At 47.0% G+C, this 23,793-nt stretch carries 25 protein-coding genes and 2 pseudogenes; 25 read left to right on the forward strand and 2 right to left on the reverse strand.

What is annotated here, in order from left to right:
* The 8 genes and pseudogenes from ACTNEN_RS03845 to ACTNEN_RS03880 all read left to right on the forward strand — a co-directional run.
* Positions 1-828, forward strand: a complete 828-nt coding sequence (locus ACTNEN_RS03845; RefSeq protein WP_441204759.1) for a ParA family protein — start codon at positions 1-3, stop codon at positions 826-828.
* Positions 785-1,708 (forward strand): ParB/RepB/Spo0J family partition protein, encoded by a 924-nt coding sequence (locus ACTNEN_RS03850; protein WP_441204760.1) that lies wholly within the window; start codon positions 785-787, stop codon positions 1,706-1,708. The genes ACTNEN_RS03845 and ACTNEN_RS03850 overlap by 44 nt, the downstream gene beginning before the upstream one ends.
* Positions 1,709-1,766: 58 nt before the next feature.
* Positions 1,767-2,519: a DUF5688 family protein gene (locus tag ACTNEN_RS03855; RefSeq protein WP_441204761.1), complete on the forward strand. Its 753-nt coding sequence runs from the start codon at positions 1,767-1,769 to the stop codon at positions 2,517-2,519.
* Between the two features lie 12 nt (positions 2,520-2,531).
* Positions 2,532-3,077, forward strand: coding sequence for a hypothetical protein (locus ACTNEN_RS03860; protein ID WP_441204762.1), 546 nt, complete (start codon positions 2,532-2,534; stop codon positions 3,075-3,077).
* A gap of 114 nt (positions 3,078-3,191) precedes the next feature.
* Positions 3,192-3,680 (forward strand): PcfB family protein, encoded by a 489-nt coding sequence (locus ACTNEN_RS03865; protein ID WP_441204763.1) that lies wholly within the window; start codon positions 3,192-3,194, stop codon positions 3,678-3,680.
* A 44-nt stretch (positions 3,681-3,724) separates the two neighbouring features.
* Positions 3,725-4,495 (forward strand): annotated as a pseudogene (locus tag ACTNEN_RS03870) (type IV secretory system conjugative DNA transfer family protein); the annotation flags it as partial.
* Between the two features lie 686 nt (positions 4,496-5,181).
* Positions 5,182-7,089, forward strand: a complete 1,908-nt coding sequence (gene ltrA / locus ACTNEN_RS03875) for a group II intron reverse transcriptase/maturase (RefSeq protein ID WP_441204764.1) — start codon at positions 5,182-5,184, stop codon at positions 7,087-7,089.
* A gap of 133 nt (positions 7,090-7,222) precedes the next feature.
* Positions 7,223-8,257: pseudogene (locus tag ACTNEN_RS03880) on the forward strand (VirD4-like conjugal transfer protein, CD1115 family); the annotation flags it as partial.
* A 168-nt stretch (positions 8,258-8,425) separates the two neighbouring features.
* Here the strand turns inward: ACTNEN_RS03880 and ACTNEN_RS03885 are convergent.
* Both ACTNEN_RS03885 and ACTNEN_RS03890 read right to left on the reverse strand, forming a co-directional pair.
* Positions 8,426-9,937, reverse strand: a complete 1,512-nt coding sequence (locus ACTNEN_RS03885) for a recombinase family protein (protein WP_441204765.1) — start codon at positions 9,935-9,937, stop codon at positions 8,426-8,428.
* 27 nt (positions 9,938-9,964) lie between these two features.
* Positions 9,965-10,312, reverse strand: a complete 348-nt coding sequence (locus ACTNEN_RS03890; RefSeq protein WP_119204444.1) for a helix-turn-helix domain-containing protein — start codon at positions 10,310-10,312, stop codon at positions 9,965-9,967.
* Between the two features lie 249 nt (positions 10,313-10,561).
* Here ACTNEN_RS03890 and ACTNEN_RS03895 point away from each other — a divergent pair, with 249 nt between their 5' ends.
* The 17 genes from ACTNEN_RS03895 (at position 10,562) to nrdD (ending at position 23,790) form a co-directional block, all read left to right on the forward strand.
* Positions 10,562-10,786 (forward strand): hypothetical protein, encoded by a 225-nt coding sequence (locus tag ACTNEN_RS03895; RefSeq protein ID WP_441204766.1) that lies wholly within the window; start codon positions 10,562-10,564, stop codon positions 10,784-10,786.
* Between the two features lie 160 nt (positions 10,787-10,946).
* Positions 10,947-11,504 carry a DUF6273 domain-containing protein gene (locus ACTNEN_RS03900; RefSeq protein WP_441204767.1) on the forward strand — a complete coding sequence of 186 codons (558 nt, stop codon included), beginning with the start codon at positions 10,947-10,949 and terminating at the stop codon, positions 11,502-11,504.
* Between the two features lie 39 nt (positions 11,505-11,543).
* Complete coding sequence (locus tag ACTNEN_RS03905) at positions 11,544-11,984, forward strand: Holliday junction resolvase RecU (RefSeq protein WP_015552394.1); 441 nt, start codon at positions 11,544-11,546, stop codon at positions 11,982-11,984.
* Positions 11,947-13,332: a DEAD/DEAH box helicase gene (locus ACTNEN_RS03910; RefSeq protein WP_441204768.1), complete on the forward strand. Its 1,386-nt coding sequence runs from the start codon at positions 11,947-11,949 to the stop codon at positions 13,330-13,332. The genes ACTNEN_RS03905 and ACTNEN_RS03910 overlap by 38 nt, the downstream gene beginning before the upstream one ends.
* A 1-nt stretch (position 13,333) precedes the next feature.
* Complete coding sequence (locus ACTNEN_RS03915; protein ID WP_441204769.1) at positions 13,334-13,720, forward strand: hypothetical protein; 387 nt, start codon at positions 13,334-13,336, stop codon at positions 13,718-13,720.
* 2 nt (positions 13,721-13,722) lie between these two features.
* The gene (locus ACTNEN_RS03920; protein ID WP_441204770.1) at positions 13,723-15,714 is read left to right on the forward strand and encodes a DNA polymerase elongation subunit (family B); all 1,992 of its coding nucleotides are present in this window, start codon (positions 13,723-13,725) and stop codon (positions 15,712-15,714) included.
* A complete protein-coding gene (locus ACTNEN_RS03925; protein WP_441204771.1) occupies positions 15,711-16,217 on the forward strand; it encodes a Thoeris anti-defense Tad2 family protein in 507 nt (168 codons plus the stop codon). The genes ACTNEN_RS03920 and ACTNEN_RS03925 overlap by 4 nt, the downstream gene beginning before the upstream one ends.
* A 28-nt stretch (positions 16,218-16,245) precedes the next feature.
* Complete coding sequence (locus ACTNEN_RS03930; protein WP_441204772.1) at positions 16,246-16,995, forward strand: ERF family protein; 750 nt, start codon at positions 16,246-16,248, stop codon at positions 16,993-16,995.
* 13 nt (positions 16,996-17,008) lie between these two features.
* Entirely contained in the window at positions 17,009-17,242 is a 234-nt protein-coding gene (locus ACTNEN_RS03935) for a DUF3310 domain-containing protein (RefSeq protein WP_441204773.1), read from the forward strand.
* Complete coding sequence (locus ACTNEN_RS03940) at positions 17,229-18,281, forward strand: YqaJ viral recombinase family protein (protein WP_441204774.1); 1,053 nt, start codon at positions 17,229-17,231, stop codon at positions 18,279-18,281. The genes ACTNEN_RS03935 and ACTNEN_RS03940 overlap by 14 nt, the downstream gene beginning before the upstream one ends.
* Before the next feature lie 48 nt (positions 18,282-18,329).
* Positions 18,330-18,827: a hypothetical protein gene (locus tag ACTNEN_RS03945; RefSeq protein WP_441204775.1), complete on the forward strand. Its 498-nt coding sequence runs from the start codon at positions 18,330-18,332 to the stop codon at positions 18,825-18,827.
* An 87-nt stretch (positions 18,828-18,914) separates the two neighbouring features.
* Positions 18,915-19,454, forward strand: a complete 540-nt coding sequence (locus ACTNEN_RS03950; RefSeq protein WP_441204776.1) for a hypothetical protein — start codon at positions 18,915-18,917, stop codon at positions 19,452-19,454.
* A gap of 158 nt (positions 19,455-19,612) precedes the next feature.
* Positions 19,613-20,476 (forward strand): phosphoadenosine phosphosulfate reductase family protein, encoded by an 864-nt coding sequence (locus ACTNEN_RS03955; RefSeq protein WP_441204777.1) that lies wholly within the window; start codon positions 19,613-19,615, stop codon positions 20,474-20,476.
* Between the two features lie 205 nt (positions 20,477-20,681).
* Positions 20,682-20,831 carry a hypothetical protein gene (locus tag ACTNEN_RS03960; protein ID WP_441204778.1) on the forward strand — a complete coding sequence of 50 codons (150 nt, stop codon included), beginning with the start codon at positions 20,682-20,684 and terminating at the stop codon, positions 20,829-20,831.
* Between the two features lies 1 nt (position 20,832).
* Positions 20,833-21,168 (forward strand): nucleoside triphosphate pyrophosphohydrolase family protein, encoded by a 336-nt coding sequence (locus ACTNEN_RS03965; protein ID WP_015552411.1) that lies wholly within the window; start codon positions 20,833-20,835, stop codon positions 21,166-21,168.
* Positions 21,168-21,677 (forward strand): anaerobic ribonucleoside-triphosphate reductase activating protein, encoded by a 510-nt coding sequence (gene nrdG / locus ACTNEN_RS03970; RefSeq protein ID WP_441204779.1) that lies wholly within the window; start codon positions 21,168-21,170, stop codon positions 21,675-21,677. The genes ACTNEN_RS03965 and nrdG overlap by 1 nt, the downstream gene beginning before the upstream one ends.
* The gene (nrdD, locus tag ACTNEN_RS03975) at positions 21,664-23,790 is read left to right on the forward strand and encodes an anaerobic ribonucleoside-triphosphate reductase (RefSeq protein WP_441204780.1); all 2,127 of its coding nucleotides are present in this window, start codon (positions 21,664-21,666) and stop codon (positions 23,788-23,790) included. Before nrdG ends, nrdD begins: the two co-directional genes overlap by 14 nt.
* Positions 23,791-23,793: the final 3 nt, after the last annotated feature.

Raw genomic sequence — 23,793 nt, forward strand, 5'->3', positions numbered from 1 at the left:
ATGAAAGAGAAACCAACGGTAATGGCTGTTGTCAATCAGAAGGGAGGAACAGCCAAGACGACCACTGTGGAGAATCTTGGTATTGGACTGGCGAATGCGGGAAAGAAGGTGCTGCTTGTTGATTGTGATCCGCAGGCATCACTGACGATCTGCCTGGGATACCCTAGACCGGATGAACTGCCGTTGACGCTGACGGAGCTTCTGACAGCTTCCATCAATGAGCAGACAGTTGATCTAACAAAAGGGATCCTGCATCAGAAAGAAGGTGTGGACCTGATCCCGTCCAATATTGCCCTTGCCGGACTTGAAGTTGCACTCGTCAATACGATGAACCGAGAGAGGATGCTGAAGCAGTTCCTGGAACCGATCAAGGAAAAGTATGATTATGTGCTTCTCGACTGTATGCCAAGTCTTGGGATGCTGACAGTGAATGCACTTACAGCGGCCGATACGACGCTGATCCCGGTGCAGGCGAATTATCTGTCCGCCAAAGGACTTGAGCAGCTTCTGCAGACAGTAAACAAGGTGAAAAGGCAGATCAATCCAAAGCTTCGGATTGAAGGAATCCTTCTTACGATGGTGGACGGCAGAACTAATTACGCCAAAGATATTTCAAATCTGATCCGGGAAACATATGGATCACGGATTAAGGTCTTTGATTCCGTGATCCCGAGATCGACCCGAGCAGCAGAAATCAGTGCAGAAGGGAAAAGTATCTTTGCCTATGATCCGAAAGGAAAGGTGGCGGCAGCGTATGAGGATATGACAAAGGAGGTGCTGAAGAATGCCGAAAAAAGGCGCAAACATCAGCTTGAACAGCTACGATGACATCTTCAAAACGGAAGAAGACAGACAGGATACCGGAGAACATGTAGTGATGGTGCCACTCGATAAGATTCACCCGTTTAAAGCTCATCCATTCAAGGTGGTCAATGATGAGGAAATGAAAAAGACCGCTGAAAGCATTAAGCAGTATGGCGTTCTGGTTCCGGCGATCGTCAGACCATTGGAAAATGGGGAATATGAAATGATCTCCGGACATCGCAGAAGATATGCTTCGATGCTAGCAGGAAAAGAGACGATGCCAGTTATTGTCCGGGAGATGGATGATGACACAGCGACCATTCTTATGGTTGATTCCAACCTGCAGCGAGAAAACATTCTGCCCAGTGAACGGGCAAAAGCTTATCAGATGAAGATGGAAGCTTTGAAACATCAGGGACAACGTACCGATTTAACTTCTGTCCAAGTTGGACAAAAGTTAGATGCCCGTCAACAGGTAGCAGAAAATACCGGACAGAGTCGTACTCAGGTCCAGCGCTATATGCGTCTCAACAATCTGATTCCGGAGTTGCTCGATATGGTGGATAACAAAAAGCTCGCTTTTAATCCGGCAGTTGAGCTTTCCTACTTGAAGCCGGAGGAACAGAAAGAATTCCTGACGGCTATGGAATCTGCACAGACATCCCCATCGCTCTCTCAGACGCAGCGACTAAAGAAAGCCAGTCAGGAAGGACGATGTACCGAAGACCTGATGCAGAGCGTTATGGATGAGGACAAGAAGAGCCCGATGGACCGGGTAGTATTTGATACAAGCGATTTGCGGAAATATTTTCCAAAGTCGTATACGCCGAAGCAGATGCAGGACACAATCCTGAAGCTGCTGGCACAATGGACCAGAAAACGGAATAGAGATCAGGAGCGATGAGGACGTCAGAGATAAATGCTGAACGTCCTTTTTTGATGCAAGGAGAGGAGAAAATAACATGAATGAAAAACACATCAGTAATGAGCAGTACAGCGATTTTTTGAAGAAAGTTCGGATATCGGTTATCTCAACGGATTACAACAAGGAATTTCTTCAGGTGGCAGCACACAAGGAGTTCGAGGACTTGTCGGTGGTCGCACATCTTATGGCACCGCAGGAGGACGGATCTGTCAAATCACTTCTGGTAACAGCCGTCGGTCTGGATGCCATGGGGATCAATCAGGAACAGTTTATGAAAGACGCTATTGAAGCATCGGAGAAGAATTTCCCGGGTAAAGCAGCACCGCTTCCGTCATACCTTTTTGGACAGGATAGTCCGGAAGACAGTTTTTCAGCAAAGATCTTTGTTGCATCCATGCAGGATATGAACAACGGCGCGGCAGTGATGCTGTATCCGGATTTTATGCAGAAAGCAGCGCAGGAGATCGGCGGGAATCTGTACGTTCTTCCTTCCTCTCGCCACGAAGTGCTTTTGATGAAGGAAGACCCTCTGTTTACACTGAAAGATCTCAAAGAGGTCGTTCATGAGGTTAACCGGACGGAAGTTGCCATGGAGGATCGGCTTTCCGATAACGTCTATCACTATGATGCTGCGGAGAGAAAGCTGGAGATCGGAGAGCATTATCAGGAACGGAAAGCCCAGGAGAAGGAAAGCAGGCACTCTGTCCTTGGAGATCTTTCCTCAAATAAAGCTGCGGCTAAATCACCTGCCGAGAAGGCAGCACGAAAAAAGGATGAGCCAGCACTTTGAGGAGACAGAAATATGTTCAGAGATAACTACAGTTTTGCAATGGAGGACGATGAAATGATTGAAAGATATGATGCTGCACAGAAATGTTTGCTGGGAATGGAAAAAGTTACAGATGATCTGGGAGCTTTGATTCAGGCTTATGCGGAATTAAGCCTGTCTATCGGTAACAGAATCAGGAAGGAAATCTCGGGCAAGGAAGAAAAAACCGGCTGTCTTGTGATATATCCGGACGGCAACATTTTCGAATATCCACTTCGGGCCTTTATAGATTACGAAGGAGATGAAGACGATGATGATGAGATTATCACAGGTCTTGGTGATACCGATCTTCTGTTCAGCTATTCAGAATATGATCTCTTCTCCATTGATGATCAGGACTATATCGATGGTCCCATACAGATTTTCAAAGCGGACTCGGAAGGAATGATTTTACCGCTGACGGATGCTGAAATCCTTATGGCAAGACTGGAAACGATGAAGATGGTCCGCATCGTTCGTGACCAGGGAGAAGCGGCATATATGTTTGCACTGGCAGGAGAGGAGAACTTTGACGCATGAAAGAGAGACTGGGGAAATATCAAGAACTGCTTTCATGCAGGAAGGAAAAAGACAGGCTGAAGTGTTATGCAGACTTATTGAGTTATGCATACCGTGTTGCGGGAAGGAGACTCTATGCAGGAAGAAATCGAAAACCGAAGCGTTAACCTTGCTGTCACAACAACCCGTCTTTCTGTGCACACAATTCTATCAGGAATCAAGGCATACCTGAATCACCGGGCAAAAGTAAAAAATCAGAAACTGGCAAAGGAAGCGGAAGGGCCGCATGGCCGGATGACGGTGAAAAAACTGATTGGTAAGAATCAGGGCGTCAGCAGCATTCCGCTGGATGACAGCCGGATCCGGGACTTTGAGCATGTAGCAAGGAAATATGGTGTAGATTTCGCTGTGACCAAGGATAAGAGTCAGGCGCCACCGAAATACACAATCTTCTTCAAGGCAAAGGATGCAGATGCGCTGACGGCTATTGTAGAGGATTACACAAAGAAGCAGCTTCGACATAGGGAACGTCCTTCTCTGCTGAAACAGCTGACCAAGCTGAAGGCAATTGTCGCAGCAATTCCGAACAAAGTACGGAACAAGGAACAGGAACATTCCCTGTAGAGAAAGAAGAGGTGATCAATATAAATGTAAATGATCGAAAGAAAATGCTGATCCTGAATCTGCCATATGTCATCTTCGGACTTGTCTGCACAAACTTTGGAGAGGCCTGGCGGCTGGCAGAAGGTAGCAATGCCTCAGAGAAAGTCTTATCGCTGATGACTACTCTCGGAACGGCGTTCGGCAATCCGCTTCCAAGCTTCTATCCACTGGATCTCATAATCGGGATCTGCTGCGGATGTATGTTCCGGCTGGCTGTCTATCTCAGAGGAAAGAATGCAAAAAAATTCCGTCACAACACCGAATATGGATCGGCAAGGTGGGGAACTCATAAAGATATTGAACCGTTTGAAGATCCTGTTTTTCAGAATAATGTGATACTGACGAAGACGGAATGGCTGATGATGAGCAACCGTCCGAAGAATCCCGGAAATGCCCGGAATAAGAATGTGCTGATCGTCGGCGGATCTGGTTCCGGTAAGACAAGATTCTGGCTGAAACCGAATCTGCTCCAAATGCATAGTTCTTATGTAGTCACAGATCCGAAAGGAAGTGTTCTGGTCGAGTGCGGGAATGCCCTATTGCACGGCGCACCGAAGCTTGATGAGAGGGGAAATCCTCTGAAGGACAAGAACGGGAAGGTGATCCGGGAACCGTATGTCATTAAGGTTTTCAATACGATTAACTTCAAGAAGTCTATGAAGTATAACCCGTTTGCCTATATCCATTCCGAGAAGGACATCCTGAAGCTTGTGACAGCATTGATTGCTAACACCAAGGGAGAAGGGAAGGCAGGTGATGAATTCTGGACCAGTGCGACACGTTCGCCAGCGGTAAGAAGCTGGCGGACACGCAACTATGTTGCGTGGATAACTGATAGTTTGACAGGTGAAATGATGGGGTAACGCCCTGAAACGCCTGCCCTCGGCGGGCATGCATCAGCTGTAAAGGCTCTTGTATGAAGCCCCGCGACAACGGCCGAGAGCAGCCGAACCGGTAGCCAATGCCGGCGAAAGCGCCCCAGAGGTGGGGTGTGCTGCCTATAGGCCAAGGGTCTACAAGACGCCCATGGTTAGAATGTTCGCCTTGGCGGGCGGACTGACGAACCTGCGAATGTACAGGTCTAAAAGAAGACCCGGTAGAAATGCCGGGGTGCGTTAAAGCGCAGTCGGTGTGGTTTAGTAAGAATTTTTCCTATGAACGACCATGCTGTGTTACAGGCACAGGCAAGCCGACAGGACTATAGTGGGAACCTAAAGGCGCGTATGTACAGATAGAACTATCGGAACGTGGAAAGGTACCGGGTTCCGCAAGGAATAGCCTGACGAAGAACAATAAGCAGGTGAACCGGTGCTGAAAAGCCGTGATCGAACCTATGACAGCCCCTGTAATGGGGGAAAGAGGGATGGTCACCAGTCGGTTGGTCTAAGCAGGCATTATTCAGTCCAGGATAAGGATTCGAGTAAGACCAAAAGGGTCACTCTCTGAGAGGAGGTGATGCCTTATGCCAGGAGAAGCAAAGAGTCTATGTGTTGACGACCTTCGGCATGCAGAGTATTACGGCATGCAACCGGTCTTTGATGAGCTTTACCGAAAAAGCAAGAGCGGGGAAATATTTACAAACCTGATGGAGATCATCCTGCGGCGCGAAAATATCCTGCTTGCCTATCGGAATATCAAGACCAACGGAGGAAGTTACACGGCAGGCACAGACAACAGAAACATTACAGACATCGGGAGCAGGACTCCCGAAGAAGTCGTGGAGAAAGTGAGGTTTATTGTCACAGGGAGTCGGCACGGCTACCGGCCCAAACCGGTCAGACGCAAAGACATCCCGAAACCGAACGGCAAAACAAGGCCGCTCGGCATCCCTTGCATCTGGGACAGGTTGATACAGCAATGTATTAAGCAAGTCATGGAACCGATCTGTGAAGCTCAGTTCAGCGACAACAGTTACGGCTTTCGACCGAACCGATCGGTGGAGCATGCCATAGCGAGGACTTATTCGCTGATGCAGGTGACGCATCTTCACTACGTCATTGAGTTCGACATTAAGGGCTTTTTCGACAACGTGAATCACAGCAAGCTGATCAAACAGATATGGGCAATGGGAATCAGGGACAAGCAGTTGATATTTGTAATAAAGCGGATTCTGACTGCGCCGATTCGCATGCCGGACGGCACAACTATCCTACCGGACAAAGGCACGCCGCAGGGCGGCATCATCTCGCCGCTACTGGCAAACATCGTGCTGAACGAACTGGATCACTGGGTAGAGAGCCAATGGCAGAACAATCCGGTGGCTGTAGCCCGAGGAAGATACAGGACAATCGGTAAAAACGAGGTGTTCGACAAGAGCCACGGGTACAGAGCCATGAAGAGCACAAATCTGAAGGAAATGTATATCGTAAGATATGCTGACGATTTCAGAATCTTCTGCCGCTCGAAGGATGATGCTGTAAAGACAACGGAAGCTGTGACGCAGTGGCTTGAAGAAAGACTGCGGCTTGAAGTTTCCCCGGAGAAAACACGGATAGTGAATGTGAGAAAACGCTATTCGGAATTCCTTGGGTTCAAGATACGGGTCAGACAGAAAGCAAAGAAATACACTGTACAGTCCCACATATGTGACAAGAAGTTTGGGATAGAGCGGGAAAAGCTCGTGGAACAGGCAAAAAGAATAGCCAGACCATCCGAAGGCAAAACGCCATTAGGAGAAATCCGGACTTACAACTCGATGGTGATGGGCATCCAGAACTACTTCGAGATCGCCACCTGCATCAGTCTTGATTGCAGGATCATCCACAGGCAGGTAATGACCGTTCTTACCAACAGGCTGAATTCAGAGAAAGGGTGCAGGCTTCAACGCGAGGGCGGAACTATGACCCAGACGGAGAAGGAGCGATACGGAAGGTCGAAAATGGTGCGCTACGTTGCCGGGATCGATCAACCGATCTACCCGCTTGCATTCGTGAAAAACAAGATACCACACTCGAAGCGGTCTGCCGTATGTAGTTACACGGCAAAAGGCAGAAAGCCAATACACACGAATCTCCGATTGAACCCATTTGTTCTTGAAGGATTACGGTCGATGGCATCGGGCGGACACAGCACAGAATACGCCGACAGCAGAATTTCTTTATTCTCTGCCCAAGGCGGCAAATGTGCGGTCAGCGGAGAGGAATTCGGAAATGCATCCGAAATCGCCTGTCGGCTGAAAATGCCAAAGAAAAACGGCGGTCAGGAACGCTATCAAAACATGACGCTCCTGCATTATCGGTATCTGCCGCTGTTGGAAACATCAGACGCGGCAAAGCTCAAAGCCTTAACCAAAACGCTCAACATGACGAAGAAGCAAGTTTCAAAGGTAAACAGACTGCGAGAGCAGGCTGGTCTGGCGGCTATAGATTAAAAAGCTATTTTGGTGACTGATTAAATGCTTGTAAAAACGATCGATGGAACGCCGGATGCGGTGAAAGTCGCATGTCCGGTGTGAAGTGGGGGAAAACCCGGAGATTACTTCAAAGGGTTACCTATCACTATAGGCGGAGACATTGCTTTATACAGCGCTGATCGGCTATATCCACTATGAAGCTCCGGAGGAAGAGCAGAACTTTGCAACGCTTCTGGAAATGCTCAATTCAATGGATGTCCGGGAAGATGATGAAGACTATCAGAATCCGGTGGATATTCTCTTTGAGAAACTTAAGGAGAAGAATCCAAGTCACTTTGCCGTGCGTCAGTATGTGAAGTTTAAGATGGCAGCCGGCAAAACGTTAAAAAGTATACTTGTGAGCTGTGGCGCCCGTCTGGCTCCATTTGATATTCAGGAAGTTCGGGATATCACCATGTATGATGAACTGGAACTGGATACGCTGGGAGACCGGAAGACAGCGCTTTTTCTCATCATGTCGGATACTGATGCAACGTTTAACTTCTTGATTGCCATGATCTACACGCAGATGTTCAATCTGCTTTGCGAGAAGGCGGATGACGTATACGGCGGAAGGCTTCCGGTTCATGTACGTTGCCTGATCGACGAAGCAGCCAATATCGGACAGATCCCGAATCTGGAGAAGCTGGTTGCGACAATCCGAAGCCGCGAGATCTCAGCCTGTCTTGTGCTTCAGGCACAGTCCCAGCTGAAGGCAATCTACAAAGATAATGCAGATACGATTATCGGCAACATGGATTCCCGGATCTTCCTGGGTGGAACAGAACCGACGACACTGAAGGAGCTGAATCAGGCACTTGGTAAGGAGACGATTGATACCTACAACACTGGTGAGAGCAGGGGGCGCGAAGAATCCCACAGCTTGAATTACCAGAAGCTGGGCCACGATCTTCTTTCCGTCGATGAGCTTGCTGTGCTGGATGGCTCCAAATGTATTCTGCAGCTACGTGGTGTCCGGCCTTTCCTGTCTGAAAAGTACGATCTGACAAAGCATCCGAACTATTATCTCACTGCCGATTATGATAAGAAGAATACTTTTAACATTGAGAAGTATCTCAACCGGAAGATGAAGCTGAAACCGCAAGATGAATATGTGGTAGTAAATGGTGATGTAGAAGCAATTTGATATTAGGGGTTTTGAAGAAGCAGAATCTGTGATACGTTAAAATTGAAAAATATACACCATGCGGGCTGGATTTCTTAAGCGAGTATCGGTTTTGCTGAGATATCAATTTCAAAACCAGAGACGGAGATTTTCAGGCTGTACAGCTCAGATTATCTGGCACTGGTGTGATCATCTGTGGGGAATCTTCAAACAAGGTGCATTGGAAGTGAAATCCGACAACGTGCCGCCTTTGTTTAGGCGGTACGTTTTTGTCGGTAAAGAGGTTAGATTATAAGCAACGGTGACCTTGTAAGTGTTATCGTCCTTATCCCATACAGTGACGGAGTTTACGAAAAGGTCAATGAGCATACGGCAGAACTCTTCATCTTCAATACTGCCGCCACGGAATTGTTCTAACCAATAGATAACCTGGGCTTTGTCCAGTTCAACAATATCCTCAGATTCTTTCTTAGCCTGTTCTTGCAGGTCTTTCTTTTCTTTCTCTAATTCACCCATACGCTTCACAAGCATATCCGGGGCTGACCCAGATTCAATAGCTTTAAGAAGATTGTTGAGAGATAAGTCTACCTGGTGAATACGGTCACGGATTGTTGGGAGGGCTGAATCCAGTTCAATCTCATGCTGATTCTTCTCACAGGCAATAGTAGCAATCTGTTCTATATATTCATCCGTAAGGAGTGATAGAGCGTCCTGGGCAACCAGTCTTTCTATGAACTCCTTACGGATGTTCTTTTTCTTGCAGTCAACATTACCATTTTTCTTCCCATAACACTGATAGTAATAGTAATTTCCCGCATTGCAATTCCCGTTCATTTTACTGCCGCAATGTCCGCAGAAGATTTTACCACTAAGCAGGTAGACTACTTTTGCTTTGTTCCGGGCAGGTGCATTTTTAATCTTGCCGACTCTAAGTTGCACCCTGTCCCAGAGGTCTTTGTCAATAATAGCAGGTATAGCGTCCTCTGCCCGGTAGTCATGGAAGGTGTAAACTCCGATGTATCTCTCATTGCGGAATATTTTGGTGAAAGAACTCTTTCCGAAAGCTGTACCCTTTGAGGTCTTGTACCCACGGGCATTAAACTGGCGGCAGATTTCAGCAACCGTTTCTCCGTCTGCATATTTCTCAAAGGCTTCTTTTACAATGGGAGCCGTTTTAGGGTCTATTACCAGTTTCTTATCTTCAATCTTATATCCCAGAGGGACTGCCCCTCCTATAGAGTTATGTTTATAGGCTGACTCTCTCATACCACGGTTAATTTTCTGGGATAGTTCGGCACTGTAGAACTCAGCCATACCTTCAAGCACGGATTCAAGAATGATACCTTCCGGGTCATTGCTAATATTCTCTGTGGCAGATATAAGCTGCACCCCGTTACGCTTCAAGCGATATTTGTAGGTGGCTGAGTCATACCGGGAACGGGCGAAGCGGTCAAGTTTGTATACGATTACAGCGTCAAACAAGCCCTTCTCAGAGTCCTTTATCATCTTGAGAAACTGGACTCTCTTCTCTATATCCTTACTGGCAGATGTGGCTCTGTCAGCATATATCTCTACAATTCTAATATTATGCCGCTTGCAGAAGTCACGGCAAACACGGGTCTGCCCTTCAATAGATTGCTCAGTCTGGTTATGGCTTGAGAATCTAACGTATAGGCAGGCTGTTTTTATATCCTCATACATGGTTCTTCCTCCATTCTATGAAATCAATTACCCGACACTTTCGTTGTCCCCTTTTCGCTTCTCACACATACAGGTGGTAATAATGTTGAATCTGCCTTGTGGGGTAGCGGAACGAAATGCGTCAAGCAGTAATTGCTCTTCTTCCGTTAGGGAAATCTCTACTTTCGGGCAAGGTGAATCAGATAAACAGAATAGATAATCAGTAGAAACGTGAAAATATTTAGCCAGTCTTAGTACAGCTTCGGCACTGGGCGCATAGGTTCCCTTTTTCCATTTGCTAAAACTGCCATTAGATATGCCTGTAGCAGCTTCAAGGGCTTTTACTGTTAATCCAGACTGTTTTTGTAACTCCAAAATGCGTTCTAAGGTATCCATAAGAACCCTCCTAAAAATAAATTTGGGAAAACTCTAAAATACCTGTTGACAATTTGGGAAAACTCTACTATACTGAGTATGTCAACAAAAGTTGTTTACAGGGTATAAGAAATAGCCCCTCCGGGCTGTAAATTTTACCCCGCAGAGTTTTCAATGGTATATGGGTGTGGTAACTTCATTATAACCTTTGAAGAGTCTGTTGTCAACTTTAGTTTACAAGATTCTAATATGAAAGGAGGAAGCGGAAACGTGGAGGAATGTGAAAACATTCGTGAGCGGCTTAAAAAGCACAAGCTGTCTTACGTCTGGTTGATTGGTCAGCTTGCCTTGAGGGGTATTGTGACTGATAAGACAGAGATGAGTTCAGTAATTTCGGGAACCAGAAACGGTACTAAAGCGGACGCAATCATTGAATTGTCCATAGATATTCTGGACAAGTATGAGAATGGTTCCGTCCTCGTTGATGGGGCTTAATGCTTCGCACATTAGAAGGAAGCGCACTTTGTTCTGTCCTTGCTGACAGGGTAAAGGAATACTTCAAAGATGAGGAAAACCGCAAGAAGTTTGAAATCTGGTATCAAGAAAAATACGGTAAGCCGTACAAGTGGAGGAAAACACAATGAAAGTAAAAAGAATGATTAAGTCTGACGTTGATACTTTTAAGGTTGGAGATATTATCAAGGTCAAACTCACGGACGGTGTGAAGGTGCAGGCTATGGCTATGCAGCAGGAAGAGGACGGCATGATTTTCTGCCTGGTTGATTGCCTGCCTGGTGAGTACCCGATGAACAGTACCCGTACCAATGAAGGAGGTTACGAAGAGAGTGACCTGCGTAAGAAGCTGAATGGTGAGATTTTGAATCTCTTCCCGGCTGAACTAACGGATATGATGGCTCCGTTCGACAACGGTGACCTGCTCCGTCTGCCGACTGAGAAGGAGATTTTCGGTGAGAACTACTACGGTGAGTACGAAAGCCCGTATGTGAAACAGTGGAAGCCGATGAAGAAGCGCAGAAACCGTATGGCGTTCGATGGCACTAAGGAAGAGAACTTGCAGTGGTACTGGCTGATGAACAAGGTCAGAGAATCCGCCGATAACTTCGTTCTTGTGAACTACACTGGGAATGCGAACAACAACTACGCTTCTTCCTCTAATGGCGTTCGCCCCGCTTTCAAAATCAAGAATCGTTAATCTGCACCTCCTTGTGAGGTGCAGTGGGAGCAGAAGCCTATGAAGCAAGTGAACAAAACAATGGGAAACCACTTTGAAGAGGAACTGTGTGAACTTCTGGCAGAGCAAGGTTTCTGGGCGCACAATCTGGCACAGAACCAGGTAGGACAACCCGCAGACGTGCTTGCGGTTCGGGACAACATAGCAGTCTTGATTGACTGCAAGGTATGTTCCAACAACCGCTTCCCGTTATCTCGGATTGAGCCGAACCAGGAAGCAGCTATGACCATGTGGGAAGCCCAGGGCAATGAGCATTGCTACTTCGCTATGAAGCTGAATGATGGACAGATTTATATGATTCACTTCGATGAGTTATGTCTGCGGCAGCTTTACGGGCAGGGCAGCATTACAGAGTCAGAGTTTCCAGAGTACAAGACCTTTCAAGAGTGGTTGGAGGAAATGGATGTTTATAGAAATCGGGAGCCGATTGAAAATCCTTGACCCCTCACCCGAACTGATTAAGTGGTGCAAAGAGAATCTGGAAATGACAAACCCAGAGTATCAGAAAAAAGCCAGAATGCACCTGTGGCTTGGGAATACCCCACGAACGCTTTATCTCTATGAGGTAAATGGAAATAGCTTGATTCTCCCATTCGGGTGTCTGAGAGCAATCCTGCCGCTTCTGGAAGGAGATATGAAGAAGCTGTTCAAAGAGCCGAAGAAGGTTGACTACGGAGACAAGGTTCCGCTGTATGACTACCAGGAAGAAGCAGTTGCGGCAATGCTGATAAACCACTACGGCATTCTACAATCCCCTGCCGGGTCTGGTAAGACCCAGATGGGAATTGCCCTGGCGTGTGCGTTAGGGGTAAAAACCCTCTGGCTGACACATACCAAAGACCTGCTGACGCAGAGCAAGAGCCGTGCAGAACAGTATGTTGATTCGGAACTACTGGGAACGATAACCGAAGGAAAGGTTAATATCGGCAAGGCTATGACCTTCGCCACAATCCAGACCATGTGCAAATTGGACTTAGACAAATATAGAAATGAGTGGGACTGCGTGATTGTGGATGAGTGTCACAGAGTAAGCGGTACACCTACAGCGGTAACCCAGTTCTCAAAGGTACTGAATACGCTGTGTGCCAGACATAAGTTCGGGCTGTCAGCAACCGTCCATCGTTCGGACGGCATGATAAAAGCAACCTACGCAATGTTGGGTCAAGTAGTATGGACTGTTCCAGATGAAGCAGTGAAGTCCAGGGTTATGACAGTAAGTGTTCTGCCGAAAGGTACGGACGTGAAACTGAGTCCTGCTTATCTGAACAGTGACGGCACAATTAACTACTGCAAAATGATTACCTACCTCACAGAATGTGAAAGCCGAAACAAGATTATTCTTGATGACCTGGTTGAGAACCGTGAGCATTTCAATCTGATTTTATCAGAAAGGGTTGACCATCTTAAATACCTGTATGAGCAGTTACCTTTGAAACTAAGGGAGCAAGCAGCGGTGATAGATGGAAAGATGACCAGTAAGAAGCGAAAAGCTGAACGGGAACAGGCTATTGAGGATATGAGGACTGGCAAGAAACGGTATCTGTTTGCAACATATTCCCTGGCAAAAGAAGGTCTGGACATTCCCAGACTGGACAGGTTGTACTTAACAACCCCCCAGAAAGACTATGCGGTGATAGTTCAGAGCGTAGGACGTATCGCCCGAACCTTTGACGGTAAGGAGCAGCCGATAGCTTATGACTATATTGACTGCATACGGTCATTGCAGAAATCTTTCAAACAACGCTGCACCAGTTACAGGAAGTGTGGGTGCGAATTTATAGGAGATTGACATGAAGAATAAAGTTCTGAAAACAATCGGATATATTGTAGGCATAACGTGGCTGTTCACTGCCTGCGCTCTGGATGATGAAGTCTACGGGATGACAATGCTCTTCATCAATGTCCTTTGTACTGCATACCTGGCACTGTTCTCCTGGGCAAATAACTGGTGGTATGACTTGGAGGACTACGAAGATGAAGATGACGAAGAATGTGAAGAACCACTTCACTACGGCTCAACTTCTTCTGGCAGGCGTAGAAGAGAGTATGGGAGCCGAACCCGACAAGTGGGGCGTAATTCCTCCCGAACACTCCAAAGCGTCAATGATTCGCCGCTGCGTACAGGCAAGACAAGAAATCTTGCAGGTACAAAAGGCTCTGGAAGAAGGGCGGTGTAACGATGGTTGAGGGAACCTACATATTCGACTGTGAGGTATTTGCCCATGACTGGCTGTTTGTGTTCAAAGAAGTAGCCACGGGAGAGTACACGGTTATCTGGAATGACAATGATGAAGTTCTGGCTTTCATGGAGCGTAACCCGTATCTGGGTGGCTTCAATAACAAGCACTACGATAATCACATACTCAAGGCAGTTATGTGTGGGTTCACCCCGGAACAGGTGAAGGAGATAAATGACCTCATCATCGTTCACGAATTAAACGGGTGGGACATTCCCGCTCTGAGAGAGTACCGAGTCTATTTTGACAGCTTCGACCTCAAGGATGATTGCCAGGACGGTGTATCCCTTAAAGGGATTGAAGCCCACCTGGGTATACCGATTGAGGAAACAGAGGTTGATTTCAATGTTGACCACGTTCTCTCTGAATCAGAAAAGGCACAGACTACTTACTACTGTAAGTACGATGTGGACGCAACGGAGATTCTTTTCAAGTTGCGGCAAGGTTATCTGGACAACAAAGCGGCTGTAGGCAGGAAGCGTGGTCTGACAGATAGGCAGGCTATGTACATGACCAATGCCAAACTGACAAGCGTGTACCTGCAAGCCCAGAAACCAGAGAAGCCATGGACAGACGAAAGAGATTATCAGTACCCGGATAAGCTGCTCAGACAGTACATTCCGCAGGAAGTATTCGACTTCTTTGACAAGCTACATGACCCGAACATTCCGAACTACCTTCTGTTTGGTGGCTACGATGAACAGGGTGTGAAGCACAAGGGAGCCGCCCTGGACTTCTCCATTGGTGAGTGCAAATGCACGATAGCCTACGGGGGTATACACGGTGCAATTCCTACTTATGTGGAAGAAGCTACTGAGGGCAGGTCAATCCGAAACAAAGATGTGGCAAGTTATTATCCGCACTTGATGACCATTCCTCTCTCAAAGGGACAGAAATACGGCTTCTGTAGCCGCAATATCCCATCCCCACAGGTATATGTAGATACCCTGGAAGAGAGAGTACAGGCGAAGAAAGCCGGGGATAAGGTTACGGCAAACGCTTTGAAACTGGTACTGAACACCACCTACGGAACCATGCTTAACGGTAAAGACGGCGTGGCTTTCAATGACCTGTATGACCCTCTGATGGGACGTTCAGTTTGTATCACAGGACAGCTTCTCCTACTGGAACTGTCAATGCACTTGGTCAGTGAGTGTCCGACTCTGAAAATCATTCAGCTTAACACGGATGGTATTATGGTGAGTTTCGACAACTCCGATGAAGCAAAATGGCAGGAAATTACCCAGGAATGGCAGGACAGAACCGGGTTTGAACTGGAAGAGGATTTCATTCAGAAAATCGTGCAGCGAGATGTAAACAACTACGTTGAGGTTCCTGTGGGTGACGGCAAGCCGAAGGTCAAGGGCGGCGCACTGGTTAGAGGTATTCTAACCAATGCAAACATTGACTTCACCAAAATGGGACTCCCTGCCTGGGAGAACATGAGCGGTGGTGCATGGAATATCAACAACAATGCGGTTATAGTCGCACGGGCAATCCAGGATTACTTTGTAAAGGGTGTAGACCCAGAAGAAACGATAATGGCAAGTAAGAATATCCTGGACTTCCAGGTGATTGCAAAGGTTGGAGGTAAGTATTCCGGGTGCTATCAAATGGTGGGTGAAGATAAGGTTCCCGTACAGAAAGTCAACAGAGTATATGCCACGGCAGACAGACGGTATGGAACCATCTACAAGACCCACGCTGTAACAGGCAAGGACGCAAAGGTTCCCAGTCTGCCAGTTCACTGCATGGTAGACAACAATAATGAGTTGTCTATTGATGTGGTAGACCGTAACTGGTATCTGAAACTGGCACAGAAGAATATCCGTGAGTTCCTGGGTGTGAAACCACCCCGGAAGAATACAAGGAGAATCAATTCCTTGAAAAAAGAAATCTTTAGAATTATTCGATTAAGGAGGATAAGACAATGAAGTATAGCGAAGTGGCTAATGCACTGAAAGCAGGTAAGAAGATTAAGTTGGTTGCATGGAAGAAAGCCTACTGGTATCAGAATGAGAAGGGCGAAATCATCAACCATTTTGAAGATGGTGGCGAAGTCCCGTCTGCGGTACTCTTCCCGCGTGACCTGCTGTGGGTAATGAACGGTAACTGGGAAGTTGTTGAGGACGGTGAGTCGAAGAACGTCAACAAACCTGTGAGCGAGATGAAGAAACTGCGTAACTTCGGATGGGCGATTGCCGCTCTCAAGCGTGGTGAGAAGGTATCCCGTAAAGGTTGGAACGGAAAGAAGCAGTACATTCAGCTTGCGTCTGGTATCTCCTATGTTACTTCTGACGGAAAGATTGTGAACTGTGAGCATGACGCAATCGGAAACCAGGCTATCGCTTTTGTAGGTACGTCTGGGGTTCAGATGGGTTGGCTTGCTTCCCAGGCTGATATGCTTGCGGAAGATTGGACATACGCAGAGGTTTAATCATCGAATTATAAGGAGGACATTAGCAATGGCTAATATTTATGAAGCAATGAACGTGCGCCAGAAGTTGGCGAAAGCAAGACTGTACTTTCTGAATCAGAAGGTACAGAAGTCGGGTAAGAATATGCACCTTGAGTTCAAGTATTTTGAATTGGAGGACATTGTGCCGCCTGCAACCCGTATCTTCGCCCGTGTGGGTCTTACCACGGAGATTGATTTTACGGATGAGGGTGCTGTGATGAAGGTCTACAACGTGGACAACATTGAGGAAGCACCTATGAAGTTCCGTGTTCCGTACCGTGAGGTGAAGCCGATTGTGAGCAATGCAGGCAAGGAAGTCACCAACCCTATGCAGGCTCTTGGCTCTTCTATCACTTACCTGCGCCGTTACCTATGGATGGCGGTTCTGGACATTACTGAACCCGATGACATTGACGCAAACCTTGGTTCTGATGACCAGGCAGAGGAAGAAGAAATTCCTGCTCCGAACCCGGAAACGGCTAAGAAGGAGAAGAAAAAGAAGTCTGCTGCACCTGCCACTCCGAAGGAGCGTGAGGAAGCGAAGAAGGAAATGACGGGTACTGACGGACAGGCTGATGAGTTGCAGATTAAGGCACTCAAGGAAGCCTGCAAGACTCTGATGGACAAGGATTCCGACCAGGAAGAGTTTGTTCAGCAGATTGCCATGAAAACCAATGGCTTCACCAATGTCACCCGTGCAGCGTGTGAGCAGCTTATTCAGAACCTTGGTGAGATGATTGCCGCCTACGGTGAGTAAGGAGGGCTGAGTCATGGCTGACAATGTAAACCATCCCGCTCACTATGAAACCGGGAAGTTTGAGTGCATTGACGTTATGGTGGAAACCCAGGGAGTAGAAGCCACGCAGGACTTCTGCGTGTGCAACGCTCTCAAGTACGTCTACAGGCACAAAAAGAAAAATGGCATGGAGGATTTACAGAAAGCAATCTGGTATCTGAACAAAGCCGTTGAGTTGGAAGGAGAGAAAAACCATGAAGTGGAATGATGATAAGACCATCACTATCACCCCGCCGAAGCGTCCTAAGAAGATTACAGGTACACGCTTTGCGGCGATTATGGGGCTGAACAAGTGGACAACCCCGTTCAACGCTTGGTGTGCAATCACCAGAACCTACGAAGAGCCGTTTGAGGACACAATCTATACCGTTGCAGGTAAGACGATTGAGCCGAAGCAGGCTGAGTTTATGAAGAAGTCCTATTTTATGACAAACCTCATCACACCTACGGATGTGTACGGGGCTGACTACTTCCAGAAAACCTGGGGTGACTTCTTCAAAGACAGTCCTATCTTCGGTGGTATGTGGGACTATCTTCTGGTAGACAAGGACGGCAAGCCTACCACGGTTCTTGAAATGAAAACCACGAAGCGTTCTGAGGATTGGGTTGATGATGTTCCAGAGTACTACGCTTTGCAGGCTGCGCTCTATGCGTACCTTCTGGGTGTAGATGACGTGATTATGGTGTGTAGCTTCCTGGGTGACAAGGACTATGAGAACCCGGACGCATATCAGTGTAGCACTGAGAACACCATCGTTCGTCCGTTCAAGTTGTCTGAGCGTTATCCAGAACTGAAAAAGACCATCAAGAAGGTTGAGAAGTGGTGGAAAACCCACGTTGAGGGCGGTGTTTCTCCGAAGTTCGATGAGAAAGCGGACGCAGACATTCTGAAAGTCCTGCGTGATAACAACCTGTCCCCGGACACTGACATTGCTGCTCTGGTTGCCGAAGCAGAGCAGTTGAAGAAACACATTGATGAGGTCAAGGGTACTGTAGCTGACGATGAGAAGAGGTATAAGACTATTACCGATATGCTCAAGAAGGAAGCTATCAGCCAGTTCAAGGAGGGCGATAAGACCGTTACTATCAGCGGTGCTTCCTTCGACTGGGTTACCTCTAAGACCATGAAAGACCCTGGCTACGATATGGCGAAAATGCAGGAGGACGGCATTGATATTGAGAAGTATCATGGCGCACCCGAACCACAGTACCGCTTTACTCCGAAAGCCAGAAAAGAATCTGCTTAATCAGAAAATTCTCTGATTATATAAACAATTTCAAGGAGGATACTTAAAATGGCAAAAATTGGACTGAGTGATGGTTTCACTCTTATTCCGAAGGGAACCCACGTTTTTAAGATTGTTGAGGTCAAGTACAAAGAGGACTTCGGCAAGATGGAGATTGTTATGCAGCTTGCTTCGGGTCAGAAGCACACGGAACGTTTCTCTCTGCTGAATGCAGACGGTGAGCCGAACCAGGGAGGTCTGAATGCTTTCAGTTACTTCGCAAAGACTGCACTGAATGACTACACTCTGACGGAGATTGACCATGAGGAACTTGTTGGTCACTATATCCGCTGTGAGGTAGACCACGAAGAGGTTGAGTCCAAAAAGACTCCGGGCAAAATGCTCAAGTTCGTTCGCCTGGGTGATAAGGAGCCTGCGGATGGTTTTGACGAAGCGGAAGCCTCTGCCCCGAAGAAGGAAAGCAAGCCTGCGGCTACTGCCCCGGCTGCTGCACCTGCTGAAAAGGCAAGCGGTAAGAAGTTCGACCTGAACAGCATTCTGGGTTAATTAAATGACCTGCGGAGAGGGAGAAGTGTAGCTTTGAACTCTCCAATGGTCTATATTCTATAAAGTTGAATGAAAGGATTGAAGATTATGAGCGAACGAGATAAGCGTGTCAAGGCGTTTGAGAAGCTGATGAGGGGCGGGCTGTCCAGTACGGATGTGTCCTGTCTGAAAAATCAGTTGATGGCAATGGGGTTCTTTACGGCTCCTGCTTCTACGAAGTACCACGGAAACTATGAGGGCGGGCTGTTCGACCATAGCTTTACAGTAACCTCTTCTCTGCTTTCTCTGACAAAGAGGATGGGTCTGAACTGGAAGCGCAAGGCAAGCCCCTACATTGTGGGTATGCTCCATGACCTCTGTAAGTGTGATTCGTACATTCACAACCCGGATGGCACATACAGCTACAACCCCGACATTCTTCTGCCGGGACACGGTGACAAGTCCGTAATTCTGGCACAGAAGATTGTTGACCTCACAGATGAGGAAATGGCTTGTATCCGTTGGCACATGGGAGCCTTTGATGACAAGGAGAACTGGGATAAGTACGGGAAGTCCATTGAGAAATACCCGAACGTCCTGTGGACTCATACCGCTGACATGATGGCGGCACGAATTTTCAAAATTTAAGGAGGAAGAAAACGGCGTGGACTTAGAAGTACAGAAACTCTTAGAGAAAGCAGATGGAAATTTTGCAATCTTTGATTCTGTAGCAAAAGCACATTCCGTTCTTTCCCGTTATGACAGCATAGCTTGCTCTATATCGGGGGGGGAAGGATAGTGACATAATGCTTGATTTGATTTCAAAGATTGATAAAGACCGAAAGGTTAGATATATCTGGTTCGATACTGGGTTAGAGTACCAGGCAACAAAAGACCATCTGAAATACCTTGAAGAGAAATATCATATTGAAATCGAAAGAATCAAAGCAATTAAGCCTATCCCTCTTTCGTGTAGTGAATACGGGCAACCTTTCTTATCAAAGTTTGTATCAGATATGATTTCCCGGCTACAACGCCATGGCTTCACATGGGAGGATAAACCCGTAGAGCAGCTATTGGCTGAATACCCAAAAGCACAGGGAGCAATAAATTGGTGGTGTAATGGCAGAAACAAACCAGGTTTCAAAACCTCAATGTTCAACATTAACTATCATAAGTATCTGAAAGAATTTATGATTGAGAATCCCCCGTGGTTCAAAATTTCAAGTAAGTGCTGCACTTATGCTAAGAAAGAAGTTTCTGCTCAATTTATAAAGGACAACTACATAGACCTTATGATTATTGGAGTCAGAAAAGCTGAAAAAGGTATAAGGTCTGCAAGCTACAAAACCTGCTTTACAGCAAGAGAAGATGAATGCGACCAGTACAGACCGTTATTTTGGTATAGCGATAAAGACGAAGTTTACTATGATGAACTTTTCGACATTCAGCACAGCGATTGCTATACAAAGTACGGTATGACCCGAACAGGGTGTGTAGGTTGTCCGTTCAATCGAAAATTACTGGATGAATTGAGCATAATCGAAGAGCATGAACCTAAAATGCTCAAAGCCGTTTCTCATGTATTCAAAGACAGTTACGAATATACCAGAATGTTCAGAGAATACGTTCAGAAACGGAAGAACGAAGAGAAAGAGAGGACAAAATAATGGGATTTACTGAGATTCTGACGATTATTTTCATCATCTTAAAGTTACTGGGAGTTATCACTTGGGCATGGTGGGTATGCCTGCTCCCGGAGATTATCGCAGGCGTTCTCTACGTTGTTATCGTAGTGGCACAGTTGGTGGCAATCTATAAGACCCACAAGAGTATCAAGAAACATTTCGATGAGTTCTAAGGAGGATTCCAGTCATGGTAACAGTATTGATTGCAATTCTGGCTTTCATTCTGTGTGGTATATGCGGGATGATTCTTCTTGCAGTAATTGCCGTTGCAGCGGCACACGGATGTATGAATGATGAACCACCTAAGTCAAAGGAAGAATGGAAAGAGGTAGATTGATATGACAGGTAAAGAATACCAGGCATTAGCCATTAGAACTTGCAGCATTCCCTACGATTGCAAGGCTGACCGTCTGTATCATGCAGTGTTTGGTCTGAACAGCGAAGCGGGAGAAGTTGCAGGTATCTTACAGAAGAAGTACCAGGGACATGAAGTGAACCTTGAACACATGGAGAAGGAACTGGGAGATTGTCTCTGGATGATTGCGGAAGCGTGTGACGCACTGGGTACGGACATTGATACGGTCATGCAGATGAACATTGACAAGCTGAAAGCCCGTTACCCAGAGGGCTTTACGGTGGAGAACTCCCTTCATCGTAAGGTAGGCGATATTTAATGAACTTCCACAATATCACGCACGATGATATGAACAACGGTGATGGGTTGAGAGTGGTTCTCTGGGTTGCAGGGTGCGAACACCACTGCAAGAACTGCCAGAACCCTATCACCTGGGATTTCACAGACGGGGTTAAGTTCGACAAAGCAGCTTTCCATGAAATCTGCACGGAGTTGAGCAAGCCTTATATCAGCGGTCTTACCCTCTCTGGGGGTGACCCGCTGCACCCCGTCAATCGTTGTCAGATTTTATGGCTTGTGAAGAAGGTCAAGCAGTTCTTCCCGCACAAAACTATCTGGCTCTATACCGGGTACACATGGGAAGAGATAAATGCTGACAACTTCTATTGCAGAGCCATTCTGGACTACATTGACGTTCTGGTGGACGGACGTTTTGAAGAAGCATTAAAGGACGTGGGTTATCACTGGGCAGGTTCCACCAACCAGAGAGTTATCAATGTCCCGCAGTCCTTAAAGGAAGGGAGGGTTATACTCCATGAAAGTAATTAAGAAGGACGGTACGATTGAGCAGTTTGACGGTAAGAAGATTGTCAACGCAGTCAGTAAGTCTGCCGCCCGTGCAATGATTGAATTGGACGATACCCAGTACCATGAGATTGTATCTAAGGTCATGGCTATCGTTTCTGAGCGTTTCCCGGAACAGGTTCATGTTGCGGATATGCACAACATTGTGGAACAGGTTCTTGATGAGGTAAATCCGAAGATTGCGAAGTCTTACAGAGATTACCGAAACTTCAAGAAGGATTTCGTTCACATTATGGATGAGGTCTATCAGAAATCTCAGTCCATTCGTTTTCTGGGCGATAAGGAGAACGCAAACACGGACTCCACCCTGGTTGCTACGAAGCGTTGTCTGATTTTCAACGAACTGAATAAGCGACTGTACCGCAAGTTCTTTATGACCAATGATGAGTTGCAGGCTTGCAAGGATGGATACATTTATATCCATGACCAGTCAGCCCGCCTTGACACTATGAACTGCTGCCTGTGCGACATTTCCTCTATTATGAGCGGCGGCTTTGAGATGGGCAACGTCTGGTACAATGAGCCGAAAACTCTTGATACCGCCTTTGACGTTCTGGGAGATATTATCCTGGCTACTGCTTCACAGCAGTACGGCGGCTTCACTGTCCCGGAGGTGGACAAGATTCTGGCTCCGTATGCAGAGAAGTCCTACAAGAAGTACTGCGCTGAGTACATGGAAATCCGCAATCAACAGACCTTCACCCAGGACGTAAAAGACTGGGCTATGAGCAAGGTGCAGCGTGATTATGAGCAGGGCTTCCAGGGTATTGAGATGAAGCTGAACACTGTGGGTTCTTCCCGTGGTGATTATCCGTTCATTACTATGACCTTCGGACTGGCTACTGATGTGTTCGGCAAGATGGCAAGCAAGACCTTCCTCAAAGTTCACATGGAGGGTGAGGGTAAGCCGGGATTTAAGAAGCCAGTACTGTTCCCGAAACTGGTTTTCCTCTATGACGAAAACCTTCACGGTGAGGGTGGCTTCAATGAGGATGTGTTTGAAGCAGGTATTGATTGCAGTAGAAAGACCATGTATCCCGACTGGCTGTCCCTTACGGGTGACGGCTATGTGGCTGAGATGTACAAAAAGTACGGTAGAGTGATAAGCCCTATGGGTTGCCGTGCATTCCTCTCCCCGTGGTTTGAGCGTGGCGGCATGAAACCTGCGGACGCAGATGACAAGCCTGTATTTGTGGGACGCTTCAATATCGGTGCGGTTTCCCTGCACCTGCCTATGATTCTGGCAAAAGCCAGAGCCGAAAGCCGTGACTTCTATGAAGTCCTGGACTACTACCTGGAAATGATTAGAGGGGTTCACAAGCGTACCTATGAATATCTGGGTGAGATGAAAGCCAGTACCAACCCTATCATGTATTGTGAGGGTGGTGTATATGGTGGACACCTCAAACCGTCTGAGAAAATCAAGCCCCTGCTGAAACCCATGACAGCTTCCTTCGGTATCACAGCACTGAATGAGTTGCAGCGGCTCTACAACGGCAAGTCCATTGCAGAGGACGGAGAGTTTGCCCTGGAAGTCATGCAGCATATCAACCAGAAGGTTACGGAGTTCAAGAATGAGGACGGTTGGTTGTACGCAATCTACGGAACCCCGGCTGAAAGCCTGTGTGGTTTGCAGATTGAGCAGTTCCGTAAGAAGTACGGCATTATCGAAAATGTATCTGACCGCCCGTATGTGAGCAATTCCTTCCACTGTCATGTGACAGAGGACTTAACTCCGATTGAAAAGCAAAACCTTGAAGGACGTTTCTGGGATATGTTCAACGGTGGCAAGATTCAGTACGTTCGCTATCCGATTTCCTACAACCGGGAAGCAGTCAAGACTCTGGTTCGTAGAGCAATGCAGCTTGGTTTTTACGAAGGTGTGAACCTCTCCCTTGCTTATTGTGATGACTGCGGACACCAGGAACTTGAGATGGATGTTTGCCCGGTCTGTGGAAGCACCAACCTCACGAAGATTGACCGCATGAACGGTTACCTGTCTTACTCCCGTGTTCATGGCGATACCCGTCTGAACGCTGCGAAGATGGCAGAGATTGCCGAACGGAGGTCTATGTAATGG

Origin of the sequence: Oribacterium sp. HCP28S3_H8, from assembly GCF_052064775.1 — a bacterium.
Taxonomy (GTDB): domain Bacteria; phylum Bacillota; class Clostridia; order Lachnospirales; family Lachnospiraceae; genus Oribacterium.